Origin of the sequence: Streptomyces sp. MB09-01, from assembly GCF_033794505.1 — a bacterium.
Taxonomy (GTDB): Bacteria; Actinomycetota; Actinomycetes; order Streptomycetales; family Streptomycetaceae; genus Streptomyces.
Genome location: NZ_JARAYQ010000265.1, coordinates 1 through 11,305, shown reverse-complemented (window position 1 = coordinate 11,305; position 11,305 = coordinate 1). Strand labels below are relative to the sequence as shown.

At 72.4% G+C, this 11,305-nt stretch carries 11 protein-coding genes; 5 read left to right on the top strand and 6 right to left on the bottom strand.

What is annotated here, in order from left to right; translation table 11 throughout:
• Positions 1 to 5 precede the first annotated feature (5 nt).
• Positions 6 to 1,097 (bottom strand): NAD(P)/FAD-dependent oxidoreductase, encoded by a 1,092-nt coding sequence (locus PV721_RS35805; RefSeq protein ID WP_319731818.1) that lies wholly within the window; start codon positions 1,095 to 1,097, stop codon positions 6 to 8.
• 66 nt (positions 1,098 to 1,163) lie between these two features.
• Here PV721_RS35805 and PV721_RS35800 point away from each other — a divergent pair, with 66 nt between their 5' ends.
• Together PV721_RS35800 and PV721_RS35795 are read left to right on the top strand one after the other, a co-directional pair.
• Positions 1,164 to 1,781 (top strand): XRE family transcriptional regulator, encoded by a 618-nt coding sequence (locus PV721_RS35800; protein ID WP_319731817.1) that lies wholly within the window; start codon positions 1,164 to 1,166, stop codon positions 1,779 to 1,781.
• On the top strand, positions 1,778 to 2,275 hold the full coding sequence (locus tag PV721_RS35795; RefSeq protein ID WP_319731816.1) for a nucleotide triphosphate diphosphatase NUDT15: 498 nt from the start codon (positions 1,778 to 1,780) through the stop codon (positions 2,273 to 2,275). The genes PV721_RS35800 and PV721_RS35795 overlap by 4 nt, the downstream gene beginning before the upstream one ends.
• A 78-nt stretch (positions 2,276 to 2,353) precedes the next feature.
• Here the strand turns inward: PV721_RS35795 and PV721_RS35790 are convergent, their stop codons facing one another.
• The 4 genes from PV721_RS35790 to PV721_RS35775 form a co-directional block, all read right to left on the bottom strand.
• On the bottom strand, positions 2,354 to 3,019 hold the full coding sequence (locus tag PV721_RS35790) for a GOLPH3/VPS74 family protein (protein ID WP_319731814.1): 666 nt from the start codon (positions 3,017 to 3,019) through the stop codon (positions 2,354 to 2,356).
• Positions 3,020 to 3,121: 102 nt separating this feature from the next.
• Positions 3,122 to 5,104 (bottom strand): MDR family MFS transporter, encoded by a 1,983-nt coding sequence (locus tag PV721_RS35785; RefSeq protein WP_319731822.1) that lies wholly within the window; start codon positions 5,102 to 5,104, stop codon positions 3,122 to 3,124.
• A 161-nt stretch (positions 5,105 to 5,265) separates the two neighbouring features.
• Positions 5,266 to 6,621 carry a 6-phospho-beta-glucosidase gene (locus PV721_RS35780; protein WP_319731813.1) on the bottom strand — a complete coding sequence of 452 codons (1,356 nt, stop codon included), beginning with the start codon at positions 6,619 to 6,621 and terminating at the stop codon, positions 5,266 to 5,268.
• A gap of 195 nt (positions 6,622 to 6,816) precedes the next feature.
• Entirely contained in the window at positions 6,817 to 7,806 is a 990-nt protein-coding gene (locus PV721_RS35775) for a helix-turn-helix domain-containing protein (RefSeq protein WP_319731812.1), read from the bottom strand.
• 216 nt (positions 7,807 to 8,022) lie between these two features.
• Here PV721_RS35775 and PV721_RS35770 point away from each other — a divergent pair, with 216 nt between their 5' ends.
• From PV721_RS35770 to PV721_RS35760, 3 genes are all read left to right on the top strand, one after another.
• The gene (locus PV721_RS35770; RefSeq protein ID WP_319731811.1) at positions 8,023 to 8,691 is read left to right on the top strand and encodes a helix-turn-helix transcriptional regulator; all 669 of its coding nucleotides are present in this window, start codon (positions 8,023 to 8,025) and stop codon (positions 8,689 to 8,691) included.
• Between the two features lie 64 nt (positions 8,692 to 8,755).
• A complete protein-coding gene (locus tag PV721_RS35765; RefSeq protein ID WP_319731810.1) occupies positions 8,756 to 9,313 on the top strand; it encodes a toxin-antitoxin system, toxin component in 558 nt (185 codons plus the stop codon).
• Positions 9,310 to 10,479: an MAB_1171c family putative transporter gene (locus PV721_RS35760; RefSeq protein ID WP_319731808.1), complete on the top strand. Its 1,170-nt coding sequence runs from the start codon at positions 9,310 to 9,312 to the stop codon at positions 10,477 to 10,479. Before PV721_RS35765 ends, PV721_RS35760 begins: the two co-directional genes overlap by 4 nt.
• Positions 10,480 to 10,496: 17 nt before the next feature.
• On the opposite strand, the gene PV721_RS35755 is transcribed toward PV721_RS35760, so the two are convergent.
• Positions 10,497 to 11,273 carry a hypothetical protein gene (locus tag PV721_RS35755; RefSeq protein WP_319731820.1) on the bottom strand — a complete coding sequence of 259 codons (777 nt, stop codon included), beginning with the start codon at positions 11,271 to 11,273 and terminating at the stop codon, positions 10,497 to 10,499.
• Between the last annotated feature and the right edge of the window lie 32 nt (positions 11,274 to 11,305).

Sequence of the window (11,305 nt, the reverse complement as noted above, 5' to 3'; positions counted from 1 at the left end):
CCCGCTCAGCCGCGGACCCGTCCCGCCACCGCTCCTCCGACGCCGGCCCCGGTACGCGTACCGGCACCCGCACCCGCACCCGCACCCGCACCCGCACCCGCACGGTGGGCCTCCACGGCCCGGCGGCCCTCCGCCTCGATCAGGTCGGCGTTCACGGAAACGGCCGCCCGCACCCCCTGCGCGGCCGCGCCCGCGACCTGCTCCGTCGGAGCGGTCACACTGCCCGCAGCCCATACCCCCCGCAGCGCGGTGGCACCGGTCGCCGGGTCGGACTCGACGCAGGTGCCGATCACCTGCCCGTCCCGCTCCACAGCGGTGGTCGGCAGGCCCAGGGAGGTCAGGACGCCCGAGCGCGCGGTGAACCGCGGGGCCACGACCAGCGCCCCGCACGCGACGACGGCGCCGTCGGCCAGGGTCACCCCGGTCAGCCGGTCCTCCTCGACCGCGAGTCCGGTCACCTCTGCCTCGACGACCCGCACACCGAGGGCGGCCAGCAGTTCCCGGTCCGCGTCGGTGAGCCGCCAGGCGTGCGCCAGCAGGGTGGTCCGCTCGCTCCAGTGCCGCCAGAGCTGCGCCTGGTGCACCGCGAGGGGTCCGTCGGCCAGCACCGCGACCGGCAGGTCCCGGACCTCCCAGCCGTGGCAGTACGGGCAGTGCAGCACGTCCCGGCCCCAGCGCGCCCGGAGGCCCGGCACCGCGGGAAGCTCGTCGACCAGACCGGTGGCGACCACCAGCCGCCGCGCCCGGACGGTCGAGCCGTCCCCGCAGCGGACCAGGAAGCCCCCGTCGGGCAGCCGGTCCGCGGCGATGGCCGTGCCCTGCCTGATCTCGCCGCCGTAGCCGGCCACCTCGGCCCGCCCCCTGGCCAGCAGCGCGGCCGGACTCTCCCCGTCCTGGCCGAGGTATCCGTGCAGGTGCGCGGCCGGGGCGTTGCGCGGACTGCCGGAGTCGATCACCAGCACCGACCGGCGGGCCCGGACCAAAGTCAGGGCGCCGGCGAGCCCGGCCGCCCCACCGCCCACGACCACCACGTCGAACACGTCGTCCACGTCGTCCACCGAGTCGCCCGAATTCCTTGAGTCCCGTGCGTCGTCCATGTCTCCGAGGGTCCGCTCGCAGGCGCCCGCTTGACAAATGTTCTTGCCGAAGTGGCAAATGGAGCCATGGCCACCGAGGAGCAGGACGAGGAACTGGCCGGCGTGCTCACCGCCGTGGGCCCGCGGCTGCGCGCCCTGCGCCGGCAGCGCGGCACCACGCTGGCCCAGCTCAGCGAGACCACCGGGATCTCCCTCTCCACCCTGTCCCGGCTGGAGTCCGGGCAGCGCAGGCCGACGCTGGAGCTGCTGCTTCCGCTGGCCAGGGCGCACCGGGTGGCGCTCGACGAACTGGTCGGCGCCCCGGAGACCGGGGATCCCCGGGTCCGCCCGCGCCCCTTCGTCCGGCACGGCAGCACCTACGTGCCGCTGACCCGCAAGTTCAGCGGGGTGCACGCCTTCAAGCAGATCCTCCCGCCCCTCGAGGGTCCGCCACCCGAGCCCGAACTCAAGGTCCACGAGGGCTACGAGTGGCTGTACGTGCTGTCCGGGCGCATCCGGCTGCTGCTCGGGGCGCACGACCTCGTCCTCGGCCCCGGCGAGGCCGCCGAGTTCGACACGCGCACTCCGCACGCCTTCTTCAACGCGGGACCCCAGGCAGCGGAGTTCCTCAGCCTCTTCGGCCCCCAGGGCGAACGGATCCACGTCCGCGCCCGTCCCACCACTCCCCCGGAAGGACGCCCATGACCACCGCCGGAGAACGTCCCGAGCGCGCCGTGCCGCAACCCAATGCCGTCGTCGGCGTGGGGCTGGTCGTCATCGCTCCGGACGGCCGGGTGCTGCTCGGCCAGGCGCACGACGGCCGCTGGGAGCTGCCCGGCGGCAAGGTCGACCCCGGGGAGGGTTTCGAACAGGCCGCGGCCCGGGAGCTCGCCGAGGAGACGGACCTGCGGGCGGCCCCCGAGGAGATCCGCGTCCTCTCCGTCCAGATCGACGCGAAGTCCGGGGTGACCCGGCTGACGGCGGCCGCCGTCACCACCTCGGCGGTAGGCGTCCCCGCCGTCACCGAGCCCCACAAGATCGCCCGCTGGCAGTGGTTCGCCCCGGCCGAGATCCCCCCGGCCCTGTACGCCCCGTCGGCGGCCGTGCTGCGCGCCTGGCGCCCGGACCTCGCGACCCTGCCGCACGTCCCCTCGTACGACTATCCGACCGTGAGCGCGGACCCGACCGGCACCGCCTGAGGTCCCCGCACCGACCGCGCCCCGCCCGAGGGGGCCGGGAGGACCCGAGGGGCCCGGGGAGGAGTAGGGGAGCCGGCCTCACACGGTGAAGGTCGTCGCCACCGTCACGGCCGTCACCGCCACCATCGCGGCCTGCACGTCGCGGATGGCCGTCCGGACGCTGTCGGCCGCCCACTGACCGGCTGCTATCTCCGCCGTCCGTGCGGCCACCGCGTCGCGGCGCCGGTCGGGGAAGGCCGGCCGGTGCAGCCCGGTCGAGTGGATCAGTGCGATGAGGCCGGCCGTGCGCTCGTCCGGCTCGGCGCCGTCGATGACGACGGCGCGCAGCCGCTCCCGCAGTGCCCGCTCGGCGGCGCCGTCGGTCTCGGGGTAGCGCTGCTGCGGGAACATCCCGAGCACCTTGTGCACTTCCGCCGTCACCAGGCCGCGCCCGACCAGGCGCTCCAGCGCGGCGCCGACCGCCTTGGCCTGGTCCCTGGTCAGCCAGTCCGTCACCCGGCGCTTGGCGCGGCCGCGCAGCCAGGCCTCCATCAGCAGGATCCGGCCGTCGAGCAGTTCTTCCCCGGTGGGGGTGGTGTCCCGCAGCTCCAGGTACTTGCCGGCCACCGACACCCGTTCCGCCATGACCAGTTCGAGCAGGATCCCGCCCGCCGCCGCCCAGCCCGCCGACTGGCGCTCGCGCGCCTGCCCGGACTCGTCGTCCAGGGACAGCAGCACGATCTCCTCGGCCAGTGTGATTCCCATGTCCGCTCTCCGTCCCCGTGCTCCACACGCGTCGATGGAGAGGATGCCGGGCGGCTGACGGAGGTTCCGATTCCGGTACGTACTCTCCCCGGCGCGTCCCCGCTACGTCCGGACCGCCACCCGCGGCGCGAAGTTCCCCTCGCCCAGGTCTTCGGCCAGCAGCCGCCTCGCGATCGCGTCCGCCGCCACCCGCAGTTCGGCGCTCCGCGGCCGCCCCCGGTCCTTCTCCAGCTGGTCGCCGAGCCACTGGGCCCACGCCGCCGAGATGACGGCGGCCTCCCGCTCCCCGGCCGGGGTGAGGGAGAAGTAGCCGTCCTCGCGGCTGAGGTACCCCTCCTCCGTCATCCGGGCGAAGACGGGGAGCAGCACCTCCGGCGGCAGGGACCGGCGCGCGGCGATCAGCCCGATGCTGGCGGTGCCGACCGTCCTGGTCATCAGTTCCACCTGCATCACCGTCCACGCGCCCGCGATGTCCAGCCGGGTGTCGGAGGCCTCGACGATCCCTCGTGCCGTGTCGCGCCCCATGTTCCGTACGAGTTTGCCGACCGCCAGCTCCAGCAGCTTGGCCGAATCCCCGCTGGCCGTGGCCGGAGAGCCGAAACCGTCGCCCATGTCCGTGGAGCCGGCCCGGGCGGTGTCGCGCAGCTTGACCTGCTTGAGGAAGAGCCCGGCGACGAACCCGAAGACGGCCACCGGCACGGTCCAGAGGAACACCGTGTGCAGGGCCTCCGCGTACGCGTCGATGATGGGAGCCGCCGCCTCCGGGCTGAGCCGGTGCACCCCGTCCGGGGTCGAGGCGGCCTCGGCCAGCCGCGCCGGGTCCTGCCCGGTGACCCGCGCCGCCTCCGCGACCGCCGCCTCCAGTCCGGGCCCCAGGTGGTTCGCGTAGATCGTGCCGAAGACCGCCGTCCCGAAGGCGCTGCCGAGCGTACGGAAGAAGGTGACCCCGGAGGTGGCGGTGCCGAGGTCGGCGTAGTCGACGGTGTTCTGCACGGCGATCGTCAACACCTGCATGGACAGGCCGATGCCCGTGCCGAGCACGAACATGTACAGCGATTCCAGCAGGGTGCTGGTCCCCGGTTGCATCCGCGACAGCAGGTACAGGCCGACGCCCATGACGGCGTTGCCGACGATCGGGAAGATCCGGTACCGGCCGGTCCTGCTGGTGACGTTGCCGCTGAAGACCGAGGCGATCAGCAGTCCGAAGACCATGGGCAGGGTCCGGACGCCCGAGACCGTGGCCGAGTCCCCGTCGACGTACTGGAGGTAGGTCGGCAGGAACGTCATCGCGCCGAGCATCGCGAACCCGACGACGAAGCTCAGTACGGAGCACACGGCGAAGACCGGATTGCGGAAGAGCCTCATCGGCAGCATCGGTTCCGCGGCCCGGGTCTCGACCAGGCAGAACAGCGCCAGCGCGACCGCGCCGCCCGCGAACAGGCCGATGATCGTCGGTGAGGTCCAGGCGTACTCGTTCCCGCCCCAGCTGGTGGCCAGGATCAGCGCGCTCGCACCGATCGCCACGAGGGCGATGCCGAGGTAGTCGATGACCGGTTTGCCCGAGGCCCGTACCACCGGGATCGTCTTGGCGGCCGCGACGACCACGAGGATGGCGATCGGGACGTTGACGTAGAAGCACCACCGCCAGCTCAGCTGGTCGGTGAAGAATCCGCCGAGCAGCGGTCCGATGACGGTGGCGACGCCGAAGACGGCGCCGATCATGCCCTGGTACTTGCCGCGTTCGCGCAGGGGCACCACGTCGGCGATCAGCGCCATGGCGGTGACCATCAGGCCGCCGGCTCCGATGCCCTGGACGCCGCGCCACACGATCAGGAACGTCATGTTGGTGGACAGGCCGCACAGGAAGGAGCCGCTGATGAAGATGATCGCGGAGATCTGAAAGATCAGTTTCCGGCCGTACAGGTCGCCGAACTTTCCCACCAGCACCGTCGACACGGTCTCCGCGAGCAGGTAGGAGGTCACCACCCACGACATGTGGTCCCCGCCGCCGAGGTCCCCCACGATCGTGGGCAGGGCGGTGCCGACGATCGTCTGGTCGAGTGCCGCGAGCAGCACGCCCAGCATGATCGTGCCGAAGACGATGTTGCGCTGCCGCCGGTCGAGCACGGGTGGCGCGGCGGCTACGGCGGGGGCAGTGGTCACCCTCGCACTCTCACAGCGCCCCCGCCCCACCGCATGCGGCGCTGCGCCGTACGGGGGACCCGCCGGCGTTCGGCGCGGGCGGGTCAGCGCAGGTAGGCCAGCCCCGGGTGCTCCGCCGCGTACCCGTCGAGCAGCCGCCGCGCCACGGCCACGGAGTCCACCAGCGGGTGGAGCGCGAAGGCCTTGACCGCGGCCGCCCGGGACCCGCTCGCCGCGGCCGCCAGGACCTCCCGCTCGACCGCCTTGACGGCCGTCACGAGCCCCACCGCGTGCAGCGGCAGCGGTTCGACGCCGACCGGGTGGGCGCCGTTCGCGTCGACCAGGCAGGGCACCTCGATGACCGCCGCGGCGTCCAGGACCGACAGGGTCGAGCCGTTGCGGACGTTCAGGATCAGGGTGGCCCGCTCGTCCCGGGCGATGGCCCGCATCAGCGCGAGCGCGACCTTCTCGTAGCCGCCGGACTCCAGGTCGCTCCCGTCGCGCTCGCCGACGCCGGCCGCCTCGCGGTTCTCGGCCATGTACGTGGCCTCGCGCTCGGCCCGGGTCCGGTCCCAGGCGGCCAGCGCCGCCCCGGCCGGCTGCCCGGCCCGACCGGCCTCGGCGTAGAAGCCGCGCTGCTGGTCGCGCAGGAAGGCCCCGCGGGTCTGCTCGGCCTCCTGATAGGCCCGTACGGTGTCACGGTTGAAGTAGTAGTAGTGCAGGTACTCGTTGGGAATCGCGCCGAGGGAGCGCAGCCACTCGGCTCCGAAGAGCCGGCCCTCCTCGAAGGACTCCAGGGCCTTGGTATCGGCCAGCAGCCGGGGCAGTTCGTCGCGGCCGCCGATGCGCAGCCCGCGCACCCAGCCCAGGTGGTTGAGGCCGACGTAGTCGATCCAGGCCTCCCCCGGCCGGGCCCCGAGCAGCCGGGCGATACGCCGGCCGAGGCCCACGGGGGAATCGCAGATGCCGATCACCCGCTCGCCGAGCTCCTCGGCCATGGCTTCGGTGACCAGCCCGGCGGGGTTGGTGAAGTTGATGACCCACGCCTCGGGGGCCGTACGGGCGATCCTGCGCGCGATCGCGCGGGCCACCGGAACGGTCCGCAGGCTGTACGCGATGCCGCCCGCGCCCACCGTCTCCTGGCCCAGCACTCCCTCGGCCAGGGCGATCCGCTCGTCCGCCGCGCGCCCGTCCAGGCCGCCGACGCGGATGGCCGAAAAGATGAAGTCCGCCCCGCGCAGGGCCTCGTCGAGGTCCCCGGTGGCGGCGACGACCGGTGCGTCCGGCACTCCGGCGGCCGCGGCCTGGTCGTCGAGGACTAGGGCCATGGCGGTGAGCCGCGCCGGGTCCTCGTCGTACAGCGTCACATGGGACACCCGGCCCTCGGCGTGGTCGCCGAGCAGTGCTCCGTAGACGAGCGGTACCCGGAAACCGCCCCCGCCGAGGATCGTCAGCCGCACGCCCCTACCGCCCTTCGCCCGTGCCGGTGCACCCGCCACGGCAGGTGCCGGTGACAGTGGCGGCTCCCGCGGCCGCTCCACGCACCACGATCGCGCCGGCGGCGGCTCCGGGGGCTCCGGTGCCACGATCGTCGACACGATCGGTGACACGGAACCCGAGCCGCGCGCCCGCCGGCTCCAGTCTGCCCCGGCCGGTCACTCCCCCAGCGACGGCACGGCGCGCAGCCGGGCACCCTGCTGGTGCACGACCCCGGCGCCGCCCCGCACGGGACCTGCCGGCGCGCCCTGCGGCGCCGACAGGATCAGGGTGATCCGCATCAGCCCCATCTCGTCCAGCATCCGGCTGGTCTCGGCCACCGTCCGGCAGCGCACCAGCCCCCGCTGCGGGTCGGGGTGGCGGACGGTCCGCACCGCCCCGTCCGTCTCGGCAGCCTCGGCCCCGCGCATGCTCAGCCAGTGCGGCACCCCGTACCGGTAGGCGGCCTCCATGAACGGGTCACGGGCCACCTCCTGGCGGATGCTGCGCAGCCCCTCGTCCTCCGGGGCCGCGGCCAGCGCTGCCGCGAACTGGGCCAGCAGCGGTACGCACCAGGCCGGTTCGTGGTCCTCCAGCACGGCCGCCGCGTCCGGATGGAACAGTACGAAGCGCAGGAAGTTGTCGTCCGGCAGGGCCGTCGGGTGCGGCCGTACGGACTGGAAGAGCTGGTCGAAGGCCGAGTTGGTCAGCGCGACGTCCCAGCGGTGGTCCACCAGGAAGCTCGGGTAGGGAGTGGACTCCATGAGGGCCGCGTAGTCGCACAAGTAGTCGCGCTGCGCGGGATCCTCGGGCAGTCTGTTCTCCTCGGCGGCCCGCCACGTGGGCGGCGGGTCCCGGTCGACCATGACGCGGAACAGCCAGAAGCACTGCCGCTCGCTCATCTCCAAGGCCTCGGCCAGGGCGAGCAGTTTGCGGTCCGTCCACTCCTTGACGAGCCCGCGTTCCCAGTTTCCGTACGCACGCACGCTGATGCGCAGCCGGGCGGCGAGGTCCTCCTGGCTCAGGCCCAGCTCCTCGCGGCGCTGGCGCAAAATCTCCTTGCGTCGCTCCGACCGCACGGCGCCCCGTGCGGACTCCTCGCCCGCCAGGCGCTCCTCACCGGCTCGGGCGAGGCCATCGGACGGGCCCACCGCTGCGAGATGTGGCACCGAGAGCTCCCCCTCCTCCGGTCTGGATCTTCATTTCCGTGTGGCGATCCTGCTACCGACTTCATTCGAGTGTCAACTATTGTGGCAATTCCAGCCTCTTGACAGCTCATTCCCGCCACAGCTGTGGCACGTTCTAGCCCTTCCGGGCGAGAGCGGCTAGATTCCAGAAGCCGACCATGTGCCGTACCGACTTCGCGCGATCTAGGAGAACCACTGGTGACAGACGGCTTCCCGGCTCCCGTCGCGGTGGCCAACGCACCCCTGGCAGCCACCATCACGCGCGTCGCCGAACTCGCGGGCAAGATGGGCCGCGACCTGAACCACGTCTTCGACCTGCGGCGGCTCTCGGAGGCCTCCGGTGTGCCCACGGACGTGGTCAAGACCCTCCTCGACGGCAGGCCGGCCGGCGAACCCGATCTGCAGACCCGGTTCCTCCAGCGGCTCGACCTGCTGAGGCGAACCCGCGTCAAACCCAACGGCCGCCGCTACACGCAGCAGGAGATCGCGGACGGCGCCGGCATGTCGCGGCAGCAGGCCGGGGCCTTGATCAACGGCGACCGCCGCCCCACCATGGAGCACTGCGACGCGATCCAGCGCTTCTTCGGGGTGCACGCCGGGTTCCTCACGGCACACGACTCCGACGCCCTCACCGACGCGCTCCAGCGGACCGAGCAACAGCTGCTGCAGGACTTCGCGGGGCGCGCGCGGGAAACCGTACCGGCCGCGGCCGCATCGGCGGGCGATCCGCTGGCAAGACTCCTCCAGAACCACGGTGTGCGGGGCATCGCCTGGCGCGCCGCCCAACTGCCCAGCGACAAGCACCGGGACAAGGTGACCGAATGGCTGGACATGCTCCTCGAAAGCGTAAAACCGAACGAATCCTGACCCAGTCGAAAGTCTGGGTCTGATCCTTGAGTCCTGATCCGGATCCGCGCCGACGGGGAGAACGGTGAGCATAGGCAGAGAGCAGCGGCGGTTGTGCGGGGAGCTGGTGGCCGGCATCCGGCTGACCGCACCCGTGGAACCCGTGGACCTCTACGCTGCCCTCTGCGAGGGCATGAGCAGACACCGCGGCCGACGGGTGGACTTCCGGATGGCCTCGTTCCCCCCGCGGACGGCCAGCGGCCTCTGGCTCGACATGGCCGACCGCGATCTCGTGGTCATCGAGGAACGCACCGCTCCCGACCACCAACTGGTGATCCTGGGCCACGAGCTGTGGCACATGAAGGCCGGCCACTGCAGCCACCACGTCGACGGCGCCGCCGTCGCCGCGCGGCTGCTGACCGACGAGGCGGACATCGGCGAGACCGTCCGCCGTGTCGCGGCGCGCACGCGCGCCGACGTACGGGAGGAGACCGAGGCCGAAACCTTCGGCTTACTGCTGGGCAGTCGATGCCGGAACTGGCTGGCCGGATCGGCCGGCCACCGGGCTCCGGTCCAGCGCGACCAACTGGCGGGCCGGATCGAGGCATCGCTGGGCTACCGGGGGCACAGGAACGACCGTTGAACGGCGAGGACTACTACATACCGGCGGCCGCGATGGCGATCTCACTCGCCTTCAAGCTGCCGGCCCTGCGGCACAACTGGCGCGACCCGCTCCTGCGTTCGGTCGTGGCCCTGCTGACTCTTGCGGGAGCGGTGTTCTTCTTCGCGGCGCCGCCCACCATCGCGGCGGTCAACCGCTGGACCGGGATCGTCAACGTCTCGGCCCCCCTGGTGTACTGCCTGATCACCGCCTTCAGCGCCTCCTGCCTGGTCCTGATGGTCAACTGGCGGGGCGGCCCGCCCGAGCAGACCCGACGCGTCTCCCGCCGCTGGATCACGGGCTACAGCCTCGTGATCGTGGCCCTGATCGTGCTGTTCGCCCTCGGTGACACCCCCGTGGAGCGGCTGCGCGACTTCGACACCTTCTACGCGAACACCCCGTACATCGGGATGATGATCGCCCTCTACCTGCTGGCCCACCACGTGGCCGCGGTGGTGATGGTGGTCCTGTGCTGGCGCTGGTCCCTTCAGGTGCGGGGCTGGCTACGGGTCGGCCTGATGATCATCGTCTCCGGCTACATCTTCAACCTCACCTACGACGCCACCAAGATCTCCTCGGTGGTCGCCCGCTGGCTGGGCCACGACCTCGACGACCTGAGCACCTACGTCGCCCCGCCGCTCGCCGCCCTGGGCGCGCTGATCAGCGCGATGGGCTTCGTGGTCCCGCTCGTCTGCCAGCGGCTGTCGGACCACTGGCAGACCTGGGCGACGTACCGCCGGCTCGGCCCGCTGTGGCAGGAGGTGCAGATCTCCGCGCCCAGCGGCACGCCGTCCGTGCAGATGGCCTGGTGGTCCGCGGCGGAGCTGCGGGTGATCCAGCGGGAGTCGGACATCCACGACGGCTTCCTGCACCTGGGCCCGTACTTCGACAAGGGCCTGCGCGACGGCGCCTACGAGAGCGCCGTCGCCGGAGGGTCAGACGAGGAGACCGCCCGCGCGGTCGCCGACGCCGCCATGGTCGCGGCCGCCGTGCGGGCCCGCTCCGCGGACCCCGAGGGAAAGATCATCGGCGAGGACGAGGAGACCCTGCTCGACACCGCCGACGTACCGCGCGACCTGCTGCGGATCTCCCACGCCCTGCGGCATTCACCGGTCGTGCAGGGGGTCCGTCAGCAGGTCGCGGTGTAGCGGGCGCCCCTGCGGGCTCAACGGGCCGCGGCCACCGCCGTCTTCGGGAACAGGTCCTGGAACGGCCCCGCGGAGTCGATCCCGTCCCGCCCGTAGGGCGCGTCGAAGCTCCACACCATGAACAGCAGGAACACGATCAGCGCGCTGAACAGTCCGGCGAGCAGCAACTCCCGCCCGGAGCGGCGGATCTGCAGGGTGAAGATCAGCCCGACCGTGACCACCCCGCCGACCAGCAGCCCGAACCACACCACGCTCGGCAGCGTGGACTCGGAGCTCTGCGTCCGTGAGTGGCGGGCGTCGTCGGCGGCCGCGATGTGGTCCAGCAGCGGCTGGTAGGCCTGCGCCTGGAGCTCGGTGGCCGGGCTCTGGTGGGTGACGTCGCTGCGCAGCTTGCCCAGCAGATGGGCACCCTCGGCCGACGCGCTCTCCCCGGAGGTCAGCAGCGGCCAGTCCACGGCGACGGTGTGGGAGACGTACGCGTCCACCTCGCCGCGGATCCGGTCGCGGACCGCGGCCGGGTAGACGTCGGCGCGCTGGGTGACCTCGTACAGCGCCTGGGCCTCGCGGCGCACGCTGTCCTCCGCGGCGCCGCGCGCCTCCCAGACGCCCGCGATGGCCAGGCCCAGCACGATGGCGTAGACCACGCCCACCATCATCGTCATGTACTCGATGACGTCGGGGGTTTCGCTGGTGTCCTCGTCGTCCGCGGCCCGGCGGTGCCGGATCGTGGTGATGGCGAGGACGACGGCGCAGACGAGCGCCATGGCAATGGCCAGGACCAGCCATTCGGACACGTGGATTCTCCCGGTGTGGGTGGGGTGGGTGG

Excerpts from the sequence above, each read along its gene's own strand:
- PV721_RS35805 (WP_319731818.1), bottom strand. The coding sequence starts at position 1,097 with ATGGACGACGCACGGGACTCAAGGAATTCGGGCGACTCGGTGGACGAC.
- PV721_RS35800 (WP_319731817.1), top strand. The coding sequence starts at position 1,164 with ATGGCCACCGAGGAGCAGGACGAGGAACTGGCCGGCGTGCTCACCGCC.
- PV721_RS35795 (WP_319731816.1), top strand. The coding sequence starts at position 1,778 with ATGACCACCGCCGGAGAACGTCCCGAGCGCGCCGTGCCGCAACCCAAT.
- PV721_RS35790 (WP_319731814.1), bottom strand. The coding sequence starts at position 3,019 with ATGGGAATCACACTGGCCGAGGAGATCGTGCTGCTGTCCCTGGACGAC.
- PV721_RS35785 (WP_319731822.1), bottom strand. The coding sequence starts at position 5,104 with ATGCTGGGCGTGCTGCTCGCGGCACTCGACCAGACGATCGTCGGCACC.